Source organism: Rhizobium sp. Leaf262 (assembly GCF_001422245.1).
GTDB lineage: Bacteria > Pseudomonadota > Alphaproteobacteria > Rhizobiales > Rhizobiaceae > Agrobacterium.
The window spans coordinates 25,930-49,800 of sequence record NZ_LMMM01000001.1 but is presented as its reverse complement, the minus strand read 5'-3'; the positions used below and the strand labels follow the sequence as shown (position 1 = coordinate 49,800).

The 23,871-nt window shown below is 57.4% G+C and carries 21 protein-coding genes; 5 read left to right on the top strand and 16 right to left on the bottom strand.

The features are described from left to right. Positions 1 to 21 precede the first annotated feature (21 nt). The gene (locus tag ASF29_RS00250) at positions 22 to 1,524 is read right to left on the bottom strand and encodes an NAD(P)/FAD-dependent oxidoreductase (RefSeq protein WP_062447294.1); all 1,503 of its coding nucleotides are present in this window, start codon (positions 1,522 to 1,524) and stop codon (positions 22 to 24) included. Continuing rightward, complete coding sequence (locus ASF29_RS00245) at positions 1,508 to 2,479, bottom strand: LysR family transcriptional regulator (protein WP_062447291.1); 972 nt, start codon at positions 2,477 to 2,479, stop codon at positions 1,508 to 1,510. Before ASF29_RS00245 ends, ASF29_RS00250 begins: the two co-directional genes overlap by 17 nt. 282 nt (positions 2,480 to 2,761) lie before the next feature. Here ASF29_RS00245 and ASF29_RS00240 point away from each other — a divergent pair, with 282 nt between their 5' ends. Then, positions 2,762 to 3,286: a flavin reductase gene (locus tag ASF29_RS00240; protein ID WP_062447288.1), complete on the top strand. Its 525-nt coding sequence runs from the start codon at positions 2,762 to 2,764 to the stop codon at positions 3,284 to 3,286. 12 nt (positions 3,287 to 3,298) lie between these two features. Here ASF29_RS00240 and ASF29_RS00235 read toward each other — a convergent pair whose 3' ends face one another. Beyond that, positions 3,299 to 4,567: an EAL domain-containing protein gene (locus ASF29_RS00235; RefSeq protein ID WP_156462486.1), complete on the bottom strand. Its 1,269-nt coding sequence runs from the start codon at positions 4,565 to 4,567 to the stop codon at positions 3,299 to 3,301. 218 nt (positions 4,568 to 4,785) lie between these two features. Next, positions 4,786 to 5,619: an AraC family transcriptional regulator gene (locus tag ASF29_RS00230; protein ID WP_062448540.1), complete on the bottom strand. Its 834-nt coding sequence runs from the start codon at positions 5,617 to 5,619 to the stop codon at positions 4,786 to 4,788. A gap of 284 nt (positions 5,620 to 5,903) precedes the next feature. Here ASF29_RS00230 and ASF29_RS00225 point away from each other — a divergent pair, with 284 nt between their 5' ends. Continuing rightward, positions 5,904 to 6,794 (top strand): AraC family transcriptional regulator, encoded by an 891-nt coding sequence (locus ASF29_RS00225; RefSeq protein WP_062448537.1) that lies wholly within the window; start codon positions 5,904 to 5,906, stop codon positions 6,792 to 6,794. A gap of 75 nt (positions 6,795 to 6,869) precedes the next feature. Here ASF29_RS00225 and ASF29_RS00220 read toward each other — a convergent pair whose 3' ends face one another. The 6 genes from ASF29_RS00220 to ASF29_RS00195 all read right to left on the bottom strand — a co-directional run bounded on the left by ASF29_RS00220 (position 6,870) and on the right by ASF29_RS00195 (position 13,207). Beyond that, on the bottom strand, positions 6,870 to 7,706 hold the full coding sequence (locus ASF29_RS00220) for an alpha/beta hydrolase (protein WP_156462512.1): 837 nt from the start codon (positions 7,704 to 7,706) through the stop codon (positions 6,870 to 6,872). Positions 7,707 to 7,991: 285 nt separating this feature from the next. After that, positions 7,992 to 9,590, bottom strand: a complete 1,599-nt coding sequence (locus tag ASF29_RS00215) for an MFS transporter (RefSeq protein ID WP_062447280.1) — start codon at positions 9,588 to 9,590, stop codon at positions 7,992 to 7,994. Further along, entirely contained in the window at positions 9,587 to 10,030 is a 444-nt protein-coding gene (locus tag ASF29_RS00210; protein WP_062447277.1) for a DoxX family protein, read from the bottom strand. Before ASF29_RS00210 ends, ASF29_RS00215 begins: the two co-directional genes overlap by 4 nt. A gap of 148 nt (positions 10,031 to 10,178) precedes the next feature. Beyond that, positions 10,179 to 12,161 carry an amidohydrolase gene (locus ASF29_RS00205; protein ID WP_062447274.1) on the bottom strand — a complete coding sequence of 661 codons (1,983 nt, stop codon included), beginning with the start codon at positions 12,159 to 12,161 and terminating at the stop codon, positions 10,179 to 10,181. Then, complete coding sequence (locus ASF29_RS00200; RefSeq protein WP_062447272.1) at positions 12,161 to 12,448, bottom strand: XapX domain-containing protein; 288 nt, start codon at positions 12,446 to 12,448, stop codon at positions 12,161 to 12,163. The genes ASF29_RS00205 and ASF29_RS00200 overlap by 1 nt, the downstream gene beginning before the upstream one ends. Positions 12,449 to 12,517: 69 nt before the next feature. Further along, positions 12,518 to 13,207, bottom strand: a complete 690-nt coding sequence (locus ASF29_RS00195) for a hydrolase (protein WP_062447268.1) — start codon at positions 13,205 to 13,207, stop codon at positions 12,518 to 12,520. Between the two features lie 226 nt (positions 13,208 to 13,433). On the opposite strand from ASF29_RS00195, the gene ASF29_RS00190 reads away from it, so the two are divergent. Then, on the top strand, positions 13,434 to 14,333 hold the full coding sequence (locus ASF29_RS00190) for a LysR family transcriptional regulator (protein ID WP_062447264.1): 900 nt from the start codon (positions 13,434 to 13,436) through the stop codon (positions 14,331 to 14,333). 79 nt (positions 14,334 to 14,412) lie between these two features. On the opposite strand, the gene ASF29_RS00185 is transcribed toward ASF29_RS00190, so the two are convergent. Both ASF29_RS00185 and ASF29_RS00180 read right to left on the bottom strand, forming a co-directional pair. Then, positions 14,413 to 15,774, bottom strand: coding sequence for a hypothetical protein (locus ASF29_RS00185; RefSeq protein WP_062447261.1), 1,362 nt, complete (start codon positions 15,772 to 15,774; stop codon positions 14,413 to 14,415). A 218-nt stretch (positions 15,775 to 15,992) separates the two neighbouring features. After that, complete coding sequence (locus tag ASF29_RS00180) at positions 15,993 to 16,502, bottom strand: 2'-5' RNA ligase family protein (protein WP_062447259.1); 510 nt, start codon at positions 16,500 to 16,502, stop codon at positions 15,993 to 15,995. Between the two features lie 149 nt (positions 16,503 to 16,651). Here ASF29_RS00180 and ASF29_RS00175 point away from each other — a divergent pair, with 149 nt between their 5' ends. After that, positions 16,652 to 16,915, top strand: coding sequence for a hypothetical protein (locus ASF29_RS00175; RefSeq protein WP_062447256.1), 264 nt, complete (start codon positions 16,652 to 16,654; stop codon positions 16,913 to 16,915). 56 nt (positions 16,916 to 16,971) lie between these two features. Here ASF29_RS00175 and ASF29_RS00170 read toward each other — a convergent pair whose 3' ends face one another. Both ASF29_RS00170 and ASF29_RS00165 read right to left on the bottom strand, forming a co-directional pair. Further along, positions 16,972 to 18,021: a Gfo/Idh/MocA family oxidoreductase gene (locus ASF29_RS00170; RefSeq protein WP_062447253.1), complete on the bottom strand. Its 1,050-nt coding sequence runs from the start codon at positions 18,019 to 18,021 to the stop codon at positions 16,972 to 16,974. A 6-nt stretch (positions 18,022 to 18,027) separates the two neighbouring features. Continuing rightward, entirely contained in the window at positions 18,028 to 18,813 is a 786-nt protein-coding gene (locus tag ASF29_RS00165; protein WP_062447248.1) for a ThuA domain-containing protein, read from the bottom strand. Between the two features lie 377 nt (positions 18,814 to 19,190). On the opposite strand from ASF29_RS00165, the gene ASF29_RS00160 reads away from it, so the two are divergent. Next, a complete protein-coding gene (locus ASF29_RS00160; protein WP_062447246.1) occupies positions 19,191 to 19,385 on the top strand; it encodes a hypothetical protein in 195 nt (64 codons plus the stop codon). Positions 19,386 to 20,080: 695 nt separating this feature from the next. Here ASF29_RS00160 and ASF29_RS00150 read toward each other — a convergent pair. Beyond that, on the bottom strand, positions 20,081 to 20,467 hold the full coding sequence (locus tag ASF29_RS00150; RefSeq protein WP_062447239.1) for a response regulator: 387 nt from the start codon (positions 20,465 to 20,467) through the stop codon (positions 20,081 to 20,083). After that, a complete protein-coding gene (locus tag ASF29_RS00145) occupies positions 20,457 to 23,867 on the bottom strand; it encodes a chemotaxis protein CheB (RefSeq protein WP_062447236.1) in 3,411 nt (1,136 codons plus the stop codon). The genes ASF29_RS00150 and ASF29_RS00145 overlap by 11 nt, the downstream gene beginning before the upstream one ends. Positions 23,868 to 23,871: the final 4 nt, after the last annotated feature.

Below are 23,871 nucleotides of genomic sequence, written 5' to 3'. Positions count from 1 at the left end.
CGGTATCGGTTTTGCTCACCGTCATTCAGCCGCACCTTTCATCAGGCTCGGGATCATTTCTGCGGAGTCGGTCCATTCGTCGCCCAGCAACTCGGGCGTCTCATAGGCCACCAGATTGTCGAAATGCGTCTGACGATCAGCGACGAAAAGGCTGCGGGCGATGCCGCGGGCCAACCGGCGTCCGCCATCGCTGACCGCCGGTATGTCTCCCGAAAGTTTGCCATGGCTGAGCGAGGCAGGGTAGTTGAAGCAATGAATGAGCCGAAGCGCAGGGCTGCTGCCGGGTGCCTTTTCGGTAAACTCGAAATCGGGACCGAGATAGGGGGAAGTCGCCAGCTCGCCATTTTCCATCCCGGCTGCGGGGTCGAACACATCGCTCCAGAAGCGTATTTGCGAGGCGAAGCGTGTGAGCTCCGGTCGCTTGGCGAGATCGACAGTAAAGCCCGTCGCGAAGATCACGAAATCATAGCTCATGTCGCCGCGAGCGGTTTCCAGAACCACGCTTCGACCGTCCTGGTGTGCACCGTTCAGGCCCGTGCCAAGAAAGAAGCGACCGTTTGGATGGCGTGACACGCGCAGCGTCGAATCGCGCGGTGGTGGCGTTTGGGCGCCGAGCGTATGTTGCAGAAACTTCCATTTCCAGTCATCGCTCAGGCCGGCAAAGCCATGCACGACGCCCTGGCTGGAAATGCCGGTAAATTTGTTGATGCGCGGAAGGTCTTTTCGCCGAATAATCATGTCGACACCGGCGGCACCCATCTCCAGGGCAGTCGCGGCGTTGTCCATTGCCGAAGCGCCCGCGCCGACGACAGCGATGTGCTTGCCTTTCAACGCTGCAAAATCGATATCTGCCGCGGAATGCGCCCAGAGCTGACGGTCGATCTTTTCCACGAAAGGCGGTACATACCCGCTGCCGAGTCCATCACGGCCTGTCGCGAGAACGACGTGACGCGCGTAGATACGTTCTGTCGAGCCGCTATCGAGATCGTTCGTCGTGACTGCGATGAGCGCATCGCCGAGCGGTTCGAGGTCGGTTACGGCAATGCGGTTACGCACCGGAAGATCCAGCACTTTGCGGTACCAGACCAGATAGTCCATCCACTGGCCCTTCGGAATTTTGCCGAGCCCGTCCCAGGCGTCGGTGCCGAACTGAGCGACAAACCACGCACGAAACGTAAGCGCCGACAGGCCGAGCGCCGGCCCTGTCAGTTGTTTGGGTGAGCGTAACGTTTCCATTCGGGCATAGGTGACCCATGGGCCTTCAAGCCCTTTTGGCGCGCGGTCAAGACACACGACGTTTCGGATGCCTAGCATTTTCAGCGACGCCGCAGCGACCAGGCCACACATCCCCGCACCGATCACGACCGTATCGTAAACACGCTGGCCGTCGTGCGTCGTCACCGGCACCCACTCCTTGGGCGGCAGTTCGAGAAAGGACAGGTCCTCTGCAAGCCTTTGCTCAAGGTTGGCAAGGCCCGCTGCCGAGGCGGATGAAGCATCGGTCACGTCAAAACTCCTTTGCATGAGAATCGACACCGAAGGTGGCGTCGGCAACGCGTTCGAGATGTGCCGGATCATGTGCGACGAAACCGGGCATGCGCGCAGAAGAGATGCGGATGATCAACTGGATCAACTCTCGCGCGCTTTCGGGCAGCGGTTTCGATGAGGCGGAAAAAATGCCCCAGAGAAACGGGATATCGACATCAAGCGGCCTGATCTCGATATTTCTGAGCTGCACGCCATAGGCCGTTGCGGGTTCGACGATCGCAACCCCGAACCCGGTGGAGGCCAGTTGCAGGGCATTGATCGCAGCATTGGTGTCGACCAGCCGTGCAGGACGGACATTCGCAGCCTCCAATGCGTGATTGACGCGACGCCGCAGCCGGAATGGGTTTGCCATGGTGATCACGCAACGCTCGCCCAAATCGCTGATGGAAATCGTCTGTTGTTGAGCCAGCGGATCGCTGGACGAGACGGCTGCGACGCAAGGCGACTGAAAGAGCCCGTGGACCTCCAGACCGGGATGCTCGACGGGCAGCGATGCCACGCAAAAATCTGCGGTACGACCCAAAACCGATTGCACGGCGGTTTCCGCCGAAACGCTGCGCAAATGCACGTTTCGCGGTAAAACGCTTTGCGGCAGTTTTGCGAGCGCCAGCGGGACGAGACCACTTGCAAAAGCCGGAATTGCAGCGATTTCGATTGGCGGCAGTTCCTCGGCCAGAATGGTTTTTGCCCGTTCCCGAAGCTGACCCATGCCGCTCAAAAAACGCTCGGCCTCGGAGTGAAAGGAAATGGCCTTGGGCGTTGGCGTGATTCTGGGCCCGTTGCGCTCGAACAATGCGAAACCGATCGAGGCCTCCAGTTCCTGGATCAGCCGCGTGACCTGTGACTGCGAACGGTCAAGCAATCGCCCGGCAGCAGTGATGCTGCCTGCCGACATGACTGCCAAAAACACTTCAAGCTGCTTGATTTCCATTATCGACCTATCATGCGTGTTTCGCAGCATTGATATTCAGCAATTCAAATATTGCATGATATGAAAAATATGCAACGCAGATATTTGCTCAGAAACTAGGCAATAATAGTTGTTTTTTCGGTCTAGAAAGTGTTTTTTGGATTCTGTTCCGCCGTTCGTCCTCATAACGGGATCGTACGGTTTTTTCAGACTGCAATCCCACGCGCCTAAGGGGTCGCAGAACATAATGCCGGAACGAAAAGGGCGGGATGGCTTGATGACTTGTTAGGAAGCTTCGTTTAGATGCAAATATCGTTTCTCGAAAAGGATGCCGCAATGGAGTCCAAGACTGCGGAGCAACGCAGCCTCGATTATCGCAACGCCATGTCGCAATTGGCCGGTGCCGTCAACATCGTCACCACCGATGGGCCGGAAGGTCGGGCAGGGTTTGCAGCGACTGCCGTCTGCAGCGTTTCGGACAATCCACCGACGCTGTTGGTCTGCCTCAACAAGAATTCCTCCACATACAGGTTCGTGGTCGGGAACGGGGTGATCTCAGTCAATACGCTCTCGGCAGATCAGGAACCGTTGAGCAATCTCTTCGGCGGCAAGACGCCGACCGATATGCGTTTCGCAGCCGGTGAGTGGAAGACGCTTGAGACGGGCTCGCCCGTGCTTGCCGGGGCGCTCTGCTCCTTCGATTGCCGCATTCGCACCATTCATGATGGCGGGACCCACGATATCTTGGTCTGTGATGTGCTCGAGACTGTTGCGGGCGAGGGCGAAGAGGCGCTGATCTATTTCAAACGTGGATATCGCCAGCTCTGACAGGCGGTGATCTCAGCCGAAGAAACGTTGCCTGAAAACATCCAGTGCCACGGGTCGTCCGAAATAAAAGCCCTGAAACGTGCTGCACCCGCAATCCAGCATGAAGCGGTATTGCTCCTCCGTTTCGATGCCTTCCGCCAGTATGTGGAGGCCGAGATCGTGACCCATCTGGCATATGTTGCGCGCCAGTCTTGCACCACGTTCGGTGGCCACGGCACGCACGAAGCTGCGGTCGATCTTCAACTGCTCCAATGGCAGTCTCTGCAAATAGCTCAATGAGGAATAGCCGGTTCCGAAATCATCGAGCGAAATACCGATGCCATGCTTTTCCAGGGCCTTGATCTTGCTGATCAGTTCCTCCACTTCGGCGACAAACATCGTTTCCGTCAATTCCAGCTTGAGCGCGTGTGGTTCGACCGATGCCGCCGACAGGGCCGATATGACGTTGCCGACAAAATTGTCCTGAAACAGCTGATCGGGACTGACATTGATCGACAGGACCAGATCCTTGGTTTCCGGATGATCGCGCCAGGCGCACAATGTCTCGATGCCGCGTTCCAGTACCCAACCGCCCAGCTGAGGCATCAGCCCGGCACGTTCCGCCACGGGTATGAACTCATCCGGAGCAATGTAGCCCAGCCGTGGATGCCGCCAGCGAAGCAACGCTTCGGCGCCGATCAATCGACCGCCGCCGTCGACCTGCGGCTGAAAGAAAAGTTCGAACTGTTCCCTAGCCAGGGCCGTCCTCAGGTCTCGGGCGTTTTTACTGTCCGGCCCCAACTTGCGCTGGATCAGCAAAAGGCCACCGCAAAGCAAGGCAGCGGCCATTGTCGCATGGATCCAGGCCGTAACGCTCCTGATATCGTCGGAAAGCGGCGTCGCAAAATCGTAACTCAGCGGACAAACGGAAAACAGGATGAAAAAAGCAATCGAGGTGAGGATGATAGCGAGCTGGAAGCGGGTCGGATCAAGTTGATAGTTGGCGAAACCGGCAAGCGCAATGATGAGAAGGTAAATGTGCGATACGCGTGGGACGGCTTCGTTGGGGACATCGAACAGGAGGGAGAAACTGACGAGAAAGAGGACGCAAGCGATCTGCGAGACGAGCATGCCAAATGAAATGTAACCCCTTCGCGCGGCAAGCCATCCTCCCGATATGACGGCAAACAGAAGCCCTTCGGTCACGACAAGCGGCCAGTTCTGCATCAATGCAAAAACAACGAGCCACAATCCGCTGACAAACACGCCAACGGGTAGCGCAGTGCGACAGACGAATTGCAAATGTTGACTATGTTGTCTCTGTGTCCTGTAATGAGGACCGGCTGGATTTTTTTTAAACAATGGAACTCGCTGCTGAGCTGATTTCAGCGAGCTTATCAGAACGTTCTCAATTGAGCGACGCCAGCAACAAGAAATTTTGACGTAAGGTAACTGGCGCAACGCAAGGGCGCAGAATCAGTCGTTCCTGTGAGAAATGGAAAAGATCGGAACCCGAACGATCAAGCGTTTCGTCGCCACAGACCAGGTGCGGCACCGACGGCGGTGGAGAAGACCCGGGTAAAATGACTCTGATCCGCAAAACCACAAGAAATCGCGATTTCTGCCAGCGAAGCCTTGGAGGAGCGCAGCAATTCCTTGGCTCTGTCGATGCGTTTGCTCAGAAGCCACTGATAGGGCGTCATGCCCGTCGCTTCTTTGAAGGCGCGGATGAAGTAACCGCGTGACAGGTTGCAGGCCTGCGCCACCTCTGAAATCAGAACCTCACCGTCAAGTCTTTCCAGCAAGATGTCTTTTGCCATTTCCTCCTGCGCACGAGACAGGCCTGCCGGCCTGTTGGCGGAAGGGACGGCCAGACCGCCATAACGCTGAATCAGATAGGTGCCGATCGCCGTCGTCATCTGATCGACGAAAAGCGCATTCGCCTCTGCGGGTCTTGCCAGTGCCGGTATCAGCGCACGCGCCAGATTGGCAAGCACGATGTCTTTCGTCGCTGTTTCCGTGGATAGCATCCGTACGCCGGGCATGTCGCAGTCGTCGGCGATTGTTGCCAGCGATGCGGGCGACAGCTGAAACATCATGAAGTCGAAAGGGGTGGAAAGGTCGGCTTTGTAGTCCTGCGCGAGATCGCGAATATAGATCGCATTTTCCGTGAAATCGTGGCTTGAGGCGTGATGCGGACGAAAGATGCGCCGTGTATGGCCACCTTGAAGGGCAACTCCGATCACGAAGCCCTGATCGCTTGCCGGTGTCTGGACCTGATCCAGCAGGCTGGACTGCGTTGCCTTGCGGTAGATATCGAAACTCGACGATGCAAGGCTTTGATTGACCGACAGTTGCTTCAGCGCACAGCCGAAGCCATCCACTGTCCTGCTGCCAGCGGTTCGGGCTTGATGGTCGGATGCAGGGGCCATGAGGAATCTTTCGGTTAAAAAATGTCAGACGTCGCCTGTCGAACGCCTGATGATGCGTATCACGACTTAAAAACAAAACTTCAGGGCAATGACGCTTTTCTACAAGATTGGCGACCGATCCTCGGATAGAACTGCCCGTACACTGAGATCGTCACTCTAGACCTTCGATCTCAGTTGGGGAATATCGATAGATTGTGAGTGAATTGTTGGCAGTCAGCGACAGAATTTTGAAGGGGTTCGGGGTGAAGGTCGCCAACGAACTCGTCATCAGACCGCTCAGCAAAGCCAGGCTTACGGTTTTGGAGTTCGAACTCGCCTGTGAAAAGGATCATCGTGTGGAGTTGGAGCGGGATGATGCTTTTCTGCTTATGCTCTATCTCGTCGATGTCGAACATGCCGACATATTGGCCGATCAGCGATTGACGCCTGTTAAGAGGTATCCCCGTGGCTCCATCTGTCTTGTCAGCCTCAGGGAAGGGGCTGCGATATCGATCCGCGGTCGTTTTGAGGCACTCGCCGTTCATATCCCGACTGCGCATTTCCTAGAGTTGACCGCACAGGCAGGCGAACCGGATATCGAGAATTTCAGCATTTGCCGCGGGGTGGATGACCCTGTCGTGCGCAACATCGGTGCTGCGCTCATGCCGATGTTCGCAATGCCAGATGAGGTTCGCGATACGCTGCTTCCGCACATTGGTCTTGCCCTTCTCGCTCATCTTGCTCACCGTTACGGCCAGTCGCCGCGTCAGCATCTCGCCGAATCCGGGCGGCTGACAGCGATGCAGGAGCGTCGCGTCAAAATGTACATGACCGCCAACCTGTCGCGCAGCATCACATTGACGGATATTGCCGCTGCCACCGGTTTCGATGTAGCGGTGCTTTGCCCGGCCTTTGAGGCAACGACAGGCCAGACGATTGAAACCTGGTTGCTGCAGAGCAGGATCGAACGGGCGAAATCCTATCTCGGCAAAGGTGGCGACAATGTTGCCGACGTCGCCGCAGCGTGCGGTTTCATGGATGAACATCGTTTCGAAATGGAGTTCAAGGCCGTCGTTGGCATGACACCCCAGCAATGGCGTTTGCGCAACAGGCACTGATACAAGAGGCATGGGCCGAATAGACTATCCGCCCATTCGTCATGGGCGGATAGTCTGTATCGAAAGAAAAAGACCTCAGTCCTTGATGAAGGCCAGAAGATCGGCATTCAACACGTCGGCATTCACAGTAAGCATGCCGTGGGAGAAGCCGGGATAGGTCTTGATGGTGCCGTTCTTCAAAAGCTTGATGGCCTTGTGTGCAGCGTCTGCGATCGGCACGATCTGGTCGTCTTCGCCGTGGAGAACCAGTGTCGGCACGCCGATGGCCTTGAGATCTTCCGTCTGGTCGGTTTCGGAAAATGCCTTGATACCATCATAGTGAGCCTTGGCGCCGCCCATCATGCCCTGACGCCACCAATTCTGGATGACGCCTTCATGCACAGTCGCGCCGTCGCGGTTGAAGCCATAGAAGGGACCGGAGGGAACATCGCGGAAGAATTGCGCGCGGTTGGCGGCAAGGGCAGAGCGGAAACCATCGAAAACCTCCATGGGCAGGCCTTCAGGATTGGCTGCCGTCTTCAGCATCAGTGGCGGCACGGCAGAGACGAGCACGGCCTTTGCGACGCGACCAGCAGGTTCGCCATGCTTGGCCACGTAACGGGCGACTTCGCCACCGCCTGTTGAATGGCCGATATGAACGGCATTCTTCAGATCGAGATGCTCTACGACGGCAAAGGCATCTGCGGCATAGTGGTCCATATCGTGGCCGTCCGAAACCTGCGCGGAACGACCATGGCCGCGGCGATCATGGGCCACGACGCGGTAGCCCTTCGAGAGGAAGAACAGCATCTGCGCATCCCAATCGTCTGATGACAATGGCCAGCCGTGGTGGAACACGATGGGCTGGGCATCCTTTGGACCCCAATCTTTGAAGAAGATTTCGACGCCGTCCTTGGTGGTGGTGTAGCCCATTGTATGATCTCCTGTGCTGGTGGTTGATTTGGAAGCTGTGGCAGCGCGTGCCGCCCTGCCGGGAACTGCGATGGTGATGGTTGCAGCGGCTGCGGAAAGCAGCGCACCGCGTCGGGTCATGGTCAGAAGGGTCTCGGGCATATTAGGTTCCTTCGATATTCGTGCTAGTTTTTTTTGCCGATGCTGCGTTTGTCTGATGAAGGCACATTGCAGTGGTTTGGCGAGATCGACAATTGCATCAATTGTTTCGATATAATTGTCTTTATTGCAATAATCATGGGCCGTTCACAGTGTTCCAGGACGGTTGATCGTCAAGAAATGTCGGACCACAGGCTTTTCGGAGCCAACGTGATACGCCAGAACCTTGCCTTGCAAATCCGCATCGGCATTGGAGACGCGCTTGTGCTGGCGCAAATGCTCTGCCCAGGATTCCACCATGAACCATTCGACGATCTTTTGTGGATCGGCAGAGTCCTCAGTCACACCCCAGCCATAGGCACCATCTCGACGACGCTCATGAGAAAGGGCATCGATGGCATGCAGGAAAGCGGTGCGGTGATGTTTCTCGATCGTGTATTCGATGAGGATCAGGACAGGGCCGCGATCATGGGCAACAGGTTCGGCGACCAGCGGTTCCGGCCAGTGGTTGGACGGCACCATGTCCATGTCGCCAGCAGGCAGCTTCAGGCGGTGCATGACCAGACCGGCAACGAGCAATCCGGCCGCGCCGATCAAAAGCGTGCCGGGCACGCCTGCGGCCTCACCTACGGCACCCCAGCCCAGGCTACCGGCCGTCATGGCTCCGTTGAAGACGGTGAGATAGACGGCAAGGCCGCGACCGCGTACCCAGTTGGGGAGAATGGCCTGCGCCGCCCCGTTGAGTGTCGTCAGCGCCGTAATCCAGGCAGCGCCTAGAAAGAGAAGTGCGACGATGGCGAGCCATCTGGGTGGAGCAATCGACAGGGTCGCCATAACCATCGCGGTCACGAGTGCTGCTGCCAGCAACAAGCCATCAGCGTCCAAACGCTCGCGAAGGCGTGGCATCACCAATGCGCCGCCGATTGCGCCGGCCCCGACCGCGCCAAGCAAGATACCATAAAAGCCCGCATCTCCGCCCAGCAATTGCCGGGCGACCAGAGGCAGCAAGGCCCATACGGCGCTGGCAAAGGCAAAGAATATAGCCGCACGTACCAGCACGACATGCAGCGGACGACTGGCCCGCGTGTAACGCAGCCCGGCACGAAATGCGCCGAAGAAACCTTCGGCCAATGCATCATTGCCGTCCTTTGCCCGTGGCCACCATAACAGGGCGACGATCACGAACAGGTAGCTTGCCACATCGGCGCCATAGGTGACGGCGGCACCGAATGCCGCCAGCAACAGACCACCGGCTGCCGGTCCGATGGAGCGGGCGATATTGATGCCCAGCGAGTTCAAAGCGACAGCGCTTTTGACATCCTCCCGCTTCACCAGTTCGGGCACGATTGCCTGCCAGGTCGGTCCCATCAAGGCGGCTCCGATGCCACCCACGAAGGTCAGCGCGATCAGCGAACTGACCGAAAGCATGCCTGTATGAGCAAGCGCCATCAGGGTCAGGCTGACGGAGGCGAGGAGGAGTTGCACGGCGATCAGAAATTTTCGGCGGTCGAGAATATCGGTCAGCACGCCGGCGGGGATTGCCAGCAAAAAGACCGGTAATGTGCCTGCCGCTTGCACCATCGCCACCGCTGCCGGGGATGCGGAAAGGTCCGTCATAAGCCAGGAACTGGCGACATCGCGCATGAAGCTGCCGGTATTGCCCAGGACGGTGGCCGCCCACAAAACGGCAAAGACGGGCTGGGCAAGCGGTGCGAAGCTGCTGACCGGAGATTTTATCGCGGTCATTTGCCGGCTCCCTTTGCAAGATCCATCGCGGCCACGATGATGAAGGCGCCTGCCAGACCCAGGTGTTCAAAAAATGCGTTGGTCGCCATCATGCGGTCCATGCCGGAGGGCAGTTCCCAGAACCGCAGTGCAACCAGCGTCGCCAGAAGTGTGAAGCCGACAAGTGACAAAGCCGCCGCCCAGCGTAGAAAGCCGGAAATGACCATGGCCGAAGCCACCAGTTCAAAGACGATGACCGCGATTGCGAAGACCGGTGCCGGAGAAAGGCCGAAATGGTTCATTTCGGCAATGGCCCCATGAAAATCGAAGATCTTGGTCACTGGCCCCTGAATATAGGCTGCGCAAAGAGCCAGAAGTGCCAACCTTTGCGATACAGGCGACCTCAGAAGATTGGAAAGGGTGGTTTTCGGCGCATTTTGTGTGGTGCTGTGGTCTGTCATGATCTGCTCCTGAAAGTGTTTGCGTTGGAGCGATATTGGCCGTGATTGATGTGACCAACAATTGCATCAATTGTTTCTATTTAGTTGCGAAAATCGCAATTATCGACGTGGCTGGCGGGCAGAGACTGTCCATCCGCCCGCCTGAAGTTCAAACCGCCCAGCACGAGCAACCCAGGGCGCCGAAGAAACCTTTGAGATCTGCAATGGGCAGTTTCGACGTCCATGCGCCGGCGTGATCGTGACCGTGGACGCCACAGTCGCCGGCGCAGCCGCATGTGGAAATCGCCGTGCGGCGCAAAGAGCGCTGACCAGCACCGGCTGGTTCGCCCCAAGCGGCGTAGCCACCAAATGTGCGCACGGGCGACCAGTCCGGCATGGCGGGCGGCAAGGCACTCTCGTCCAGAGCTTTGAAGTCTCCCGAAGCATAGACGATCCTGCCGCCAACGATGGTGAGGTCTGAGGTGAGGAACGAGATTTCATCTTCTGCGCAGGCAAAGAAGTCCTTGTCGGGGACGATCAGATCGGCAAACTGGCCCTTTTCTATGCGACCCTTCTTGCCTTCCTCATTGGAGAACCAAGTGACTTTCTCCGTCCACATACGCAAGGCCGTTTCGCGGTCCAGGCAATTGGCACGCGGATAAAGCTGCATCCCACCCACGGTCTTTCCCGTCACCATCCAGGACAAGGAGACCCACGGATTGTAAGAGGCCACACGGGTGGCATCCGTGCCTGCGGAAACATTGACACCCTTCTCGAGCATCTTTTTGATCGGCGGCGTCGCCTCGGCAACGCCATGCCCGTAACGCTCGACGAAATATTCGCCCTGATAGGCCATGCGATGCTGGGTTGCTATGCCACCGCCAAGAGCGGCGATGCGATCGATCGATCGGTCGGAGATAGTTTCGGCATGGTCGAAAAACCAGTTGAGACCTTCAAGCGGAATATCCTTGTTGACCTTTTCGAATACATCCAGTGACCGCGAGATCGTTTCATCATAGGTCGCATGAAGACGCCAGGGCCATCTGTTCTCCGCGAGAATGCGAACCACCTCTTCCAGTTCGCCTTCCATTTCCGGCGCCAGTTCGGGGCGTGGCTCACGAAAATCCTCGAAATCGGCGGCTGAAAATACCAGCATTTCGCCAGCGCCGTTGTGGCGGAAATAATCGTTGCCCTGCTTGTATTTGACGGATTTCGTCCAGTTGAGGAAATCCTGCTTTTCTTCCTTGGGCTTTTGCGTGAACAGATTATAGGCCAGGCGAACCGTCATGTGGTCCTCGTCCGCCAGTTTCTGAATCACTTCGTAATCGTCGGGATAGTTCTGGTATCCACCGCCCGCGTCGATAACGCCCGTGACGCCCAGCCTGTTCAGTTCCCGCATGAAGTGGCGCGTGGAATTCACCTGATAGTCGAGTGGAAGTTTTGGACCTTTTGCCAAGGTGGAATAAAGGATGCCCGCATTCGGCTTGGCCAGCAGCAGGCCGGTTGGATTGCCGTTGGCATCGCGCGTTATTTCACCGCCGGGCGGATTTGGTGTTTCGCGCGTATATCCCACTGCGCGCAAGGCGGCTCCGTTCAACAGTGCCCGATCGTAGAGGTGCAAAAGAAACACCGGCGTATCGGGGGCAATCGCGTTGATTTCCTCGATGGTCGGCAGGCGCTTTTCGGCAAACTGATGTTCGGTAAATCCACCGACGACGCGCACCCATTGCGGCGCGGGGGTGATGGCCACCTGCCGTTTCAACATGTCCATCGCGTCGGCCAGCGAGCGCACGCCATCCCAGCGAAGCTCCATGTTGAAGTTCAGGCCACCACGAATGACGTGGGTGTGGTTGTCGATCAACCCGGGAAGGGCACGTTTGCCTTTCAAATCGACGATCTTCGTATCAGGCCCGGCGTGAGCCATGATTTCGGCATCCTCGCCCACAGCCAGAAATTTTCCGTCCTTGATGGCGACGGCGCTAGCCGTCGGTCTCGATCTGTCCAGAGTGGTGATCAGACCGCGATGTAATATGAGGTCGGCATGCATGGTTTCTGCTCCGGTCGTGGAATGATTGGCGGCGTCGGCGGAAGAGAAGAGATTGGCAAGGGCAAGACTGGACGCCCCGCCCAGAAAGGTGCGACGTGTGGTCATCAGCTGTGCTCCGCAGGTGTTTTCCCATGCGATGCCACGTCTCTTTCACCGACCGTACCCTTCGGCAGATGACCGAACATGTGAGGCTTTATCTGGTGGATCCAGGAAATTGCAGCGGGCTCCCGGGCCAATAGCGTCCTGGCGAAAGGAATGATCTGTTCGCCCACGAGAATGCCGAGCAGCCCGACCAGCGCGATGACCGGCGGTGCCGGAGAGCGGACGTTGAGCAGGCTGTAGACCAGACTGACAAGAAGTCCGGCGCCAAGAGACAGAAGATAGACTTTCATGGATTAAGTCCTCGATTGGAAGGAGGGCCGTTTCAAAGGGTGTTCTTCGAAACGGCACCTTGAGGAAACTTAGCGTGCCGGGTTCGGTCCGATGCGCTTGCCGTGCTTGACACGCTCGGCACCGCCGTGGACGTGGGTCACGGCGTAGTCGATGCCCATGCCGTACGCGCCGGAATATTCCTTGGCGAGCGAGGTCACCGCATCGTAGGTTTCCTTGCGAGCCCAATCACGCTGCCACTCCAGCAACACCTGCTGCCAGGTGACCGGGATGACGCCTGCCTGCACCATGCGGTCCATGGCGTATTTGTGCGCGTCAGACGATGTGCCGCCGGATGCATCGGCCACCATGTAAATCTCATAGTCGGGAACATCGTGCATGGCAGACAGTGCAAAGGTCGTGTTGCAAACTTCCGTCCACAGGCCGGAAACGACGATCTTGTTGCGGCCGCCCTTGGCGTTCCTGGCCAGCGCATCGCGTACATTCTGGTCGTCCCACGAGTTCATCGAAGTCCGCTCGAGAATGTCGTTTTCAGGAAACACGCCCAAAAGCTCGGGAAAGGTGTTGCCGGAAAAGCTTTCGGTCTCCACCGTGGTAATGGTGGTGGGGATGTTGAAAATCTTCGCCGCCTTGGCAAGTCCGACAACATTGTTCTTGAGCACCTGCCGGTCGATCGACTGAACGCCGAACGCCATTTGCGGCTGCTGGTCGATGAAGATCATCTGGCTGTTCTGTGGTGTGAGAACCTGAAGCTTGGACATGGAATTTCCTTTCGAAGTGTTGGTTGCATTGAATGGCGCAGGGGGAGCGGCACGTCTTGAACGTTATGCCGCCCCATTGTTTGAAAGTGACCTTGAAGCGGTTCGGGACAAATCCTGTTGCTGTCCCGCATCCGTTCCGGCCGGTGTGATTGCAATCTAGGTGGCTTGCTCTGTGCGGAGAATTGCAATAATTATTGTTATTGAATTGCAGCAGGTGAAATAATCGATGAATGACTACAAGGCGCTTCGCACATTTCTTCTCGCAGCCGAGAAGCGGAATTTCGCGCAGGTGGCGCGAGAACTGGACATGACGCCAGCGGCCGTAACGAGAGCCATCGCTGCGCTGGAGGATGAGCTTGGCGTGCAACTGTTCGTCCGAACGACACGGCAGGTTTCGCTGACCACCGATGGCGCGATCTACGCGGCGCAGATCAAGCCCGCTTTCGATGCGCTGGAAAATGCCCGCAAGGACCTGCTGAACAATCACAAGGCCGATCAGGGTCGCTTGCGAATCAGTGCACCGACATGGTTCGGTCAGCAGGTGTTGACGGCCATCCTCTCAGCCTTCAACGCGCAATTCCCGAAGATCAGCTTTGAAATTTCGCTCACCGACGGCATGGTGAACATCGTCGATGAGGATTACGATCTGGCGATCCGCATCTCGGCAGCGCCGTCGGACAAGTTCACGATCTGGCGCAAGATCAGTGTCGTCCCGCGCATTCTGGTTGCTGCGCCTGGCAGCCGGTTCGTCGATTTGAAACATCCAAACGAACTGACGCCTGATGATTGTCTTGCCTATAGCGGGGAGAGCAGGCGTGAGCATTGGGTGCTGTCGGATGGCGGCGCAAGCGCCACTGTCTCGGCAGGCCGTGCCTTCAGCGCCAATAGCGGCGAGGTGCTGGCCAGTATGGCCGCGGCAGGTGCGGGCGTCGCCATGCTGCCGCGCTTTCACGTCGGTGAGCATCTGCGCAGCGGTCGGCTGGTGCATGTCTTAAAGGGTTGGGCACCGCCAGAGCTGTGGCTGACGCTGTATTACCCGCCATATCAGGCCTTGCCGCCACGTATCGCGTCCTTCTCGAAATTTTTCGAGCAGCAGGCACCCGTCTTCATGGCGGAGATGAATTAGACGATTTGGGGGAAAGGTTGATTGGCGTATGTGCGAAAAGAAGGCGGCTGGCGCTTTGGCCGCCGCCTTTGATGTCGTATCAAGCCAAGACGGCAGTCGAGGCAGCGGAGGTGCCGACCGATGCGTGGCCACGCTTCGCGTTCAACTGACGGGCGACGATATCGTGGTTGAGCCACTGAACGGGACCAGCCGGTTTGGACGAATTGCCGAAAATCAGCTGCCCGGTTGCTTCCACGACCAAGCTGCTCAGCAGATCGCTGATCATAGACTTGTTGTCACGGTGCATCTGGGTGATTTCATTCGACGTGCCGATGGTCAGATCGGCCTGATCCTGGCTGTTGGGCATCGGCCAAGCCGTGAAGTCATAGAACGGACGCATGACGTCGCTGGCCTGCATATCCTTGATCTTCCGCAGCACGTCATCCATGGTAAAGCCGTCTGCCAGCAGCTTCTCGCATGCCTGCCACTGCTGCTCCACCCAAGCGCCACCATTCTCTTTCTTCAAAGCGAGGAGCAGAGGAATGAGAGGAAGCTCGATACCGGTGAAAACATCAGAAGAGTTGGTGCGGATTTCCGGGCAGTTGTAGACGGTCGCCTTCACGCCCTCAGCCCAGGCTTCGGTGGCAATCTTTTCCAGGCGCATCTTGGCATAGCCCTGCGTGTAATTCGTATAGGTCTGCCAGCGGTACTCGCCGTCAATCAGGATCGCCGTTCCATGGTAACCATAGGCGGTATAGCGAACCTCATTTCCGGCAGCTTCCACGCGGTTGCGGATTGCAGCACTCTGCTCGATGAGATGACGGAACGTGTTTGCCGAAACCTCATCGAAATTCTGCAGGATGAGCTTGCCCATATCGCTGTCGAGCAGCGTCTGCGACGACATGTGGCGCGCACCGCGTCCCTTGTAGATGCGGTTGGCGATGGCGAGAAACACTTTGGCCTTGGGGATGCCGCCAGCCATGGTATGCGCAAACAGAACGTTGCGTCCTGCGGGAATCATGCCGTCCAGAATGGACATCACGTCCGAAAGCGCGGCAGTGAACCGTTCCGTGCCCAGATCACGGCACTGGTCGATATAGGCCCAGTCCAGCGTGTCGGTCTGCCAGCTGTCCAGCGTCATTTTCGCGACGAGATCGGTCGGCGTAGGGCTACCGGCGGGGGCATCGAGATCGAAACCGGCCATCAGCGGCACGTTGATGATCTTGCCGCCCAGCCGTGCTTCGGCATCCGACAATTCTTCGGCATTCAGCGGACGCAGAACATTGTTCTCGTCACGCCGACCCACTGTTATTCCGACGATGTCCATGCCAGCAGCGCGCGCTTCTTCGAGCAGGCCCGTCGCATAACCGCGGCCAAACAATTCGCCGAATAGAACGAAAACATCGCCTTCGCGAAAAATGCTGTTTTCGGAACGCTGCGTCAGTGCAAGCGGATTTTCCATGGTGTCAGCTCTTTGCTACATCGGTTGTCGTGTGAGTGCTCCGCAGAGCTTTGATAATCACATGCCCGCATGGGGGAGAAATAGGAAGTCATTTTAAGTGACCAAATATTTCAAAGCGTGAGTTCAAGGCATTTAAACGCGCTGGCAGAACGAAAAAGCGTCTCGAAATCGCTCAGCAAGACGCCCATTCCGGCAAAACCTCTCGAAAACCTCGACAGTCAGTCGAATTCGAACGATGCCTCGTGTTCCCACGGCCCATCCATATAGCGCCACAGGTCAAGACCGGCTGTTTCTATACTGTGTGGCCTGAAGTCGGCTACAAGCCGTCCATGCAACTCGTCGGCCACGGGTTTCGAGACTTTGTTTTGAACGGTGATGTGAGGCTGCCATTTCTGCATGTCCTGCCCGCCTAGCCATGACGCAAAGTCCGATCTGAGCTGAGCGTGGATGGCGTGAAGCTGAGGGCTCGCGATTGTGAAGGCGACACCGCCGCCAAGATGACGAAGACCGGTAACTTGCGCTTGAAACGGCTTTTGCAGCGCCGCAACCTCAGCCAGACGATCAATGATTCGCGTAACATATTCCCCCGGCAAGCGATGAAACATCGTCAGATGCGCACGCAGGACATTTCTGTCAGGTGGAAAATGAGCTTTCCGCAGGACATCGAAGGGCTCGAGATCACGGTCTGGAATCTTCGCCGCGAGGATGAGGGGCTGTCGCGTTTTCACCGTATCTCCTTCCCAACTCTCTTTGGCGTGGCCGAAGCCTTGACACCGGCGCTTACAAAACAGACAGGCCTTCGATATGATCCCACGCGAAGCCACAAGCGGGGTGGGCGAGCCCCAACGTGGCAAACACATCAATACCGGAGAGGGCGATGTCGAAGAAACAGAAACTGGAACACTCGGAATTCTCAGGTGAATTCGAAGATGATGGCGTGACGGTTCTCGTCGACATCTTCCGCCCTGCTGGAACCAACAATGACTGGACGATGGAGGTCGTGAGCGAAGAGGACGACGTGACCTCTTGGGACGAGCCTTTCGCCACGGACAAAGATGCCTGGGAAGAGTTTCTTGCTACCTGCGAAAAGGATGGCATTCGCAGTTTTCTGACGGATGAAGACGACGTTGCGATTCATTAAAATGTGAAAGGCAGGCCGCGCATAGGCACGGCCTGCCGGTTCGTTTCAGAGAGGTATCAGGCCGAGACTGCGATTTCTCGCCTCTCCCGGTCCGTTACGATGGATAGGTCGAGAACTTTCTGCAGGTTTGCGGCGTGACGGAAGTCCGGGTCGGCTTTTGAGCCTTCCATCACTGCCTTTGCGAATTTCTCGTAATTCGTTTCCACCGGCTCGACGTCGATGTTGCGCCAAATCGCTTTTTCCACGTCCTCGCCAAGGCACCCGCGCAGCGTCGAATAATCCGGCGTGTGGATGACTTCAACAGCACCCTTGTCGCCATGAAGCCGGAGCCGCAATTCGTTGAGGTGGCCCGTTGCCCAGCGGCTGGCATGGATGACACCCATCGCGCCATTCTCCAGTTCCGCCGTCATGGTGAAGCTGTCATTGGCGTCGAGGTCGTAAACATCGATCCTGTTGCCTTCATATTTATCGAAGGTCTTCAATCGCGTGAAGATGCGCTCGACATCGCTGCCGGCACCGTAAGAAGCGAAGTCGAGAATGTGGATGCCCACATCACCCAGCACGCCGTTCGAGCCATGTTTGGTGGACAGGCGCCACAGCCATTTGCTCTCCGTCATCCAGTCACCCCAGGCCTTCGAGACCAGCCAGCTCTGCAGATAGGAGGCTTCCAGATGTCGCAGCTTGCCGATCTTGCCTTCGAGAACCATCTGCCGGGCGACTTGAAGCGGCGCGACGTTGCGGTAGGTGAGGTTGACCATCGCGACCAGACCAGACTTTTCCGCGGCGTCCGCCATTTCCGCAGCCTTGGCGTATGTTTCGGCGAGTGGCTTTTCACAAAAGACGTGCTTGCCGGCGGCCAGAAGTTTGAGGCTGGTGGGGTGGTGAATAGCATCCGGGGTGACATTTGCCACCGCGTCGAATTCACCCCATGCAATCGCATCGTCCAGTGACGTGAAGGTTTCCGGAATATTGTGACGGGCAGCAAAGGCGCGCACGACCACATCGTCGACATCGATGGCTGCGACGAGTTCGACGCCCGATATCAGCGAAAAATGCATGGCATGGGTATTGGCCATGCCGCCAGTTCCAAGAATGACGAGTCTCATATTGATTTACCTGTATCCTGCTTCGCCAGCCGCATGCAGCTTTGGTCCACGTTCTTCGATAGGTTCCAGCGCTTCATCGACGGGGACGTTGGGTGCGTCGTGAATCGACGTCAAGGCCGCTGCCGGATTATAGGCCCACTTCACGGCATTCCCGATGACCTTCTGGACGTTCTCATCATGATAGGTTGGATAGGTTTCATGGCCAGGGCGGAAATAGAATATGTTGCCCGCACCCCGGCGCCACGTCAGGCCTGATCGGAAGACTTCGCCGCCCTGGAACCAGGAAATGAAGACGGTTTCCAAAGGCTCGGGTACGGAGAACTGCTCACCGTACATTTCTTCGTTTTCCAGCTCGAAATGCTCCGGCAGGCCGGTTGCGATCGGATGGCGCGGATTGATTGTCCACAGCCGTTCCCGTTCACCTGCCTCGCGCCACTTCAGGGCGCATGGCGTACCCATGAGACGCTTGAACGGCTTGGAGAAATGGCCCGAATGGAGAACGATGAGGCCCATACCTTCCCAGACCCTTTTGGCAATACGCTCGACGATCTCGTCGTCCACGGCCCCATGATCCTTGTGACCCCACCACACCAATACGTCCGTCTTGTCGAGACGGGCCTGCGACAGGCCATGCTCCGGCTCCTGTAAGGTAGCGGTGGTGGCATTGACCTCCGGCTCGCGGTTCAGCGCGTCGGCGATCGTGGTGTGCATGCCGTTGGGATAGAGTGAGCGAACGGTTTCGTTGATGTGCTCGTGAATGTTCTCGCCCCAGACGACGGTATTGATGGTCATGTCTATGCTCCTTGCTGATCCGGTGCTGCTTGGGTCAACAGCCGGTGAAAAGGTTGGTGAAGATTGTCGTGGCCTTGCTCGTGCCTGTCGAGTGCCGGTTCTAAATCTCGTTTGAAGGCATGAACTCGCGGCTGCCGCCCCCGTTCCACCCATGTCGTCTTGCGGGGTCATACTGCGGCTCAATGGGGCGATTTCTTGACAGGTGGATTCAAGGCTTGGTTGCGTGCTTCGACCCTCCTCTCAGTCCAGACGATTGCGCGTAACGGATTGTCAAAAACCCGTGGTATAAGATTGTTTTGCACCCGATCGGTTGTTGCGTCACGGTGGAGGGAACAGGGGCGTCAACTGAGCGTTAGAACATCAAATGGGAGGAAGCCATGTTTGATTTTTTGAAAGCCGCACCACAGCCGGTTATCTCCGAAGAGGAGACGGGGACCTACGCAGACGCTCTTCTTCAAATGCCCGACCTGCAGGTCAGCCGGGTGGTTGCTCGTGAAGATGGCCATAACGCACATCTACGCGATTATGGCGACCGTCGTGAGATTGCCCGAAATGCACTGGGCTTTGCCTGAAACCCCAAGTCTGGTGGAACCGCTCTTCAGGATAAACGTTTACCAAGCGTGACCTAGGAGGCGGGCAGTTCCGTATCTGACAGGACCGGAAGCGGCGAACGAAAGTGGACCGCGAGGCGACGTCGGAAACAGACTGCCCGCCGCTTTACATGAGGTATTCGAATGTCCGTCATCCCAGTTGAACCAGTACCAACACCTGGCCAAACTCCTCCCGTCCCGCCTCAGCCTGACATTCCACCCATAACAGAGCCTGAGCCCGACACGCTCCCTGACGATTCGCCGCTCCCCAATCCCGATGAAAATGATGATCCGCCTCGCGTGCTATAGGCGAGTATTTGTTTGACGCGCTCTAGCAGGCATGCGTCTCTGCGCTCTGCGCTCTGCGCTCTGCTCTCGCGTTTCCGTCTCCCGGTCTCGCGCCGGGTGGGCAACAGCGATTTCATAATCAGCTGGCAGTTCCGCCGCCTGTTCGCTGTTCATGATACCATAGGGGATCATCGTACCATTTCGGTCCCTTACAGAAACCTCGACCAACGTCTTATGGGTCATAGCGGCGATCTTTCTCAAGCTTGAATCAAAACGCGACGCAATTGCTCCTTGGAGGGAGCCATGGCGTCGTCTTGAAAGCTAAATGATCGTGAGCCCAAACCGTTCCGCGCGAAAGTGCGAAATTAACGCGTTTGTGATCTGGGAAATTATCCGGCAGCTACTTGGCGTACAGGTCTGTTACTGCGAACAAGTCGCTCCACCTGCTGAACGAGGCTCGTTGGCAGGCATGGCTTCTGACAGAAAGCCGATTCCGGATAGGCTTCCTCCAGCGCTCGGCCATCCGCGTGGCCGGAGTGGAAAACAAAGGGTACGGATGCCTCACGCAAGCGGTCGGCAACCGGAAAGACATCGCCATCCGTCAGGCGCACGTCGAGAATGGCGCAAGTCGGCGTGTCTTTGTCGAGATAGGACAGTGCTTCGGCGGTGCTGGGAAAGGGTCCCGCGACGGTCCAGCCCTCATCCTCTAAGGTCATCTGGATATCCATTGCAACGAAGATTTCGTCTTCCACCAACAACACTGTCTTATGCGTCATGTTTAACCTTGGATTGTATCGTCAGAATGTGCGTCAGGCTTGCGCCGTCGACCTTGGTGGTGACAGTTCCGCCGATCTGCTTGGCAGCACTGGTCAGGAGAACTGTCCCAAATCCAGCTGCCCCTGGCACCTCAACGACCTCAGTGCCGATTTCGTTCCACACCAAGTTGATCTTGTCGTCCACTTCTTCCCATTCGATACGCAGGCGACCATCGGGTTTCCCAAGAACACCATGCTTGAGAGCATTGGTCGACCACTCGTGAAGAATGAGAGTCAACGGCGTGATGAAGGTCGCTGCAATCTTCAAATCCTGGCCATCGATTTCGATTGCCGCGTGGCGCTCATAGGGGGTCAGAATGGTTTCGATGAGATCGTGAAGGCTCACCGCAGAGCTTCGCTTCTGGTTGGACGCCAGAGAATGGGCGCTGCCAAGAGCCAGGATCCGTCCTTCCACGTCCTCTACCAGCCCGCGCACGGTATCATGCTTGCGAGAAGCGATCCGCAGGATGCCGCCAATCATCGCGAAAAGGTTCTTTACCCGGTGGTTCATTTCGTTGAGCATCAGCTCGCGGGCTTCGGCAAGCTCGTACTCCGCCGTCACATCCACACTCACGCCGATGACCCTGCCGGGATCGCTTTCCGCCACATGCCGGGCGAAGGTCTTCAGCCATCGTGGCCGACCGTCGGTCCCCACGATGCGCGATGTCAGCTCGAAGCCGGTATGGTCGTTGATGGCCGTTTCCAGAGCTTCGCGCAGCTGGTGGCGGTCCGGGTCGTTGAAATTCTGAAGTACGGACTGCAGCGCCGGTGTTCCGTTTCTGGTCTGGAGAAGCTCCATGGCTGCACCACCCAGTACGAATTCACCACGATCCGGCAAATATTCCCAAACGCCTATGCCCGCGGCCTCGATGGCCAGCTGATGGCGCTCCCGTTCGGCGGCGAGCTGGCTTTCCACGTTGATGGCATGGGAAATATCCGTCATGACAATGGTCGAACCGTCAATCATGCCGTCGGCGGTCCGGTAGGGCAGGATACGCAGCGAGAATGTGCGCTCCTGATCGCGGTCCATCACTGTCTGGTTATATTCGACACCGTTGGCCATGACGCTCTGGACGCGGGTGACGAAGTCCAGAGACGGAAAACGGCTGGCGACATCCGAGAGCGGGCGCCCGCGGTCGGTCGGCTGTAGGGGAAATATTGCGGTCGCGGCTCTGGTGTAGGAACGCAATCGCATGCCGCTGTCCAGCACGATTACCGCAAGGCTGGTGGAATCGAAGAAATTGCGAAGATCGGTGTTGGCGACGGTGACTTCGTCGACCTTCGTCTTCAACTCGTCATTGACGGTCGTCAATTCCTCATTGGTCGACTGAAGCTCCTCGTTCATCGACATCATTTCTTCGTTGGAACTCTTCAGTTCCTCATTCGCTGTCTCGAGTTCCTCGGTAGCAGAACGAAGCCGATGCTTGGCGGAGCGCAATTCGCGCTCCAGCGCCTCGACATGGCCATCGCCTTGCTCCATCTCGACAAGTTCGCTTGTGTCGAGAGGCGTGAAGATGGACGTCTCCTGGAAGACGACGAGATAGGCGTTGTCGTCGAGCGGGTCGCAGATGATGTCGGTTTTGAGGGATCCGAAATCGGTGACGACCTCGACGTTGCGGGCAACGATGCGTTTGCGCGCCATTCGTGCCTGACGCACCAGGGCCCCCAGCTGTTCCTTGACGCCGGGGCGCGCCAATGTGGCGGCGCTGGTTTCGCTTGCACCGGAAACAGGAAATTCGAAGAAGCGCGAGAGGCGACCGTAGGCCGCAACGATCTGGCCATCATTATCCAGAACGACACTTGCCGGAACATAGCGTTCCATCAGTCGGCTGGCGGCCAGCTCATCGATGCTCTCGGAGACTTTCTGCTCCTGCGTTCGCGAAATCACGGGGCGACGATCCTGCCGCTCGCCCGGAAGCGGAATGGGATAGGTCGGGGAGCCGGGCAGGCGCTGGAACAGTCGCGCTTTCTGGTCGACGACAGAAAAGACGCTGTCGAAGCGGCCAACGGTTTCCGACGAGCCGAGAAACAGGAAACCGCCTGGCCTGATGGCATAGTGCAGCAACGGCATGACGGTCTTTTGCAGCTTGTCGTCGAAATAAATCAGCAGGTTGCGGCACGAGACCAGATCGACCTTGGAAAAGGGCGGGTCCTTGATGAGGCTGTGACCGGAGAAACGGATCATGTCTCTGATCTGGCCGATGAAATTGAAGCGCTCCTTGTGAGGGATGACGTAATGTTCCTGCAATTCGTGCGGGATGTCGGCCAGCGAGGCGATCGGATAGGAGCCCTCGCGCGCAATCTTCAGCATGCTCTCGTCGATATCGGTCGCAAAGATCTGCACGTTGCACGGCAGTCCGAGGTGTCGCGCCGCTTCGGCAAACAGGATGGCAATCGTGTAGGCCTCCTCCCCGCTGGAACAGCCCGGCACCCAAACCCGTACGCCGTCTTCACTGCCTGCCGCTTCCTGCATGAGGGTGGTGATGGCGACATCGTTCAGCACGTCGAAAGAATGGCGATCCCTGAAGAAGCGCGTGACGTTGATCAGCAGGTCGCGAAACAGGGCATCGCATTCGTCGTTGTCGGTCTGCACACGCTCGAGATAGTCCGAACCCTTGCTAATACCGAGAACATGCATGCGTCTTTCGACACGTCGGACGAATGTCGTCTGCTTGTAGCCGGCAAAGTCATGGCCGACAGTCCGGCGAAGCGCCGTACACAGGTCATCGACGATGTCGGCAATCCTGGAGCTTTCCGCCCGGTTCGAACCCTGGCTCTTGCGGAAAAAGAAGCCGCCGATGCATGACAGAATCTGTTGAGGCGGTTGTATGAAATCGACCAGCCCGGTACCGGTGGCAGAAACCGGCATGCCGTCATACTTGGCAGTGGACGGTTCCTGCACCACGCAAAGCCCGCCATTTTCCTTGATGGCACGAAGTCCTGTCGATCCATCCGCACCGGTACCCGACAGGATGACGCAGGCGGCATTGGACTGCTGGTCGTTGGCAAGAGAAATGAAGAAATCATCGATAGGTCGGCGCAGTCCGCGCGGCTGGGCGAAGTCATTGAGGACCAGTCGCCCCTTCTCAATGCTGAGCCCTTTTCCCGGCGGTATGATGAAAACCGTATCGGCCTCGATGGATTCGCCGCCCTCGCATTGCAGCACGGTCAGTCTCGTGTGCCTGTCCAGCAGTTCGGCCAACATGCTTTCGTGATGCGGATCGAGGTGCTGGACCACCACGAAGGCAAGCCCGGTCGGCACCTCGGCGGCGCTCAACATTTCGCGCAGCGCTTCAAGTCCACCAGCGGAAGAGCCGACGCCGACAACGGGAACAGCAGGAACACTATACTCTTGAGACAAACAC

Excerpts from the sequence above, each read along its gene's own strand:
- ASF29_RS00250 (WP_062447294.1), bottom strand. The coding sequence starts at position 1,524 with ATGCAAAGGAGTTTTGACGTGACCGATGCTTCATCCGCCTCGGCAGCG.
- ASF29_RS00245 (WP_062447291.1), bottom strand. The coding sequence starts at position 2,479 with ATGGAAATCAAGCAGCTTGAAGTGTTTTTGGCAGTCATGTCGGCAGGC.
- ASF29_RS00240 (WP_062447288.1), top strand. The coding sequence starts at position 2,762 with ATGCAAATATCGTTTCTCGAAAAGGATGCCGCAATGGAGTCCAAGACT.
- ASF29_RS00220 (WP_156462512.1), bottom strand. The coding sequence starts at position 7,706 with ATGGGCTACACCACCACCAAGGACGGCGTCGAAATCTTCTTCAAAGAT.
- ASF29_RS00215 (WP_062447280.1), bottom strand. The coding sequence starts at position 9,590 with ATGACCGCGATAAAATCTCCGGTCAGCAGCTTCGCACCGCTTGCCCAG.
- ASF29_RS00210 (WP_062447277.1), bottom strand. The coding sequence starts at position 10,030 with ATGACAGACCACAGCACCACACAAAATGCGCCGAAAACCACCCTTTCC.
- ASF29_RS00205 (WP_062447274.1), bottom strand. The coding sequence starts at position 12,161 with ATGACCACACGTCGCACCTTTCTGGGCGGGGCGTCCAGTCTTGCCCTT.
- ASF29_RS00200 (WP_062447272.1), bottom strand. The coding sequence starts at position 12,448 with ATGAAAGTCTATCTTCTGTCTCTTGGCGCCGGACTTCTTGTCAGTCTG.
- ASF29_RS00195 (WP_062447268.1), bottom strand. The coding sequence starts at position 13,207 with ATGTCCAAGCTTCAGGTTCTCACACCACAGAACAGCCAGATGATCTTC.
- ASF29_RS00190 (WP_062447264.1), top strand. The coding sequence starts at position 13,434 with ATGAATGACTACAAGGCGCTTCGCACATTTCTTCTCGCAGCCGAGAAG.
- ASF29_RS00185 (WP_062447261.1), bottom strand. The coding sequence starts at position 15,774 with ATGGAAAATCCGCTTGCACTGACGCAGCGTTCCGAAAACAGCATTTTT.
- ASF29_RS00175 (WP_062447256.1), top strand. The coding sequence starts at position 16,652 with ATGTCGAAGAAACAGAAACTGGAACACTCGGAATTCTCAGGTGAATTC.
- ASF29_RS00170 (WP_062447253.1), bottom strand. The coding sequence starts at position 18,021 with ATGAGACTCGTCATTCTTGGAACTGGCGGCATGGCCAATACCCATGCC.
- ASF29_RS00165 (WP_062447248.1), bottom strand. The coding sequence starts at position 18,813 with ATGACCATCAATACCGTCGTCTGGGGCGAGAACATTCACGAGCACATC.
- ASF29_RS00160 (WP_062447246.1), top strand. The coding sequence starts at position 19,191 with ATGTTTGATTTTTTGAAAGCCGCACCACAGCCGGTTATCTCCGAAGAG.
- ASF29_RS00150 (WP_062447239.1), bottom strand. The coding sequence starts at position 20,467 with ATGACGCATAAGACAGTGTTGTTGGTGGAAGACGAAATCTTCGTTGCA.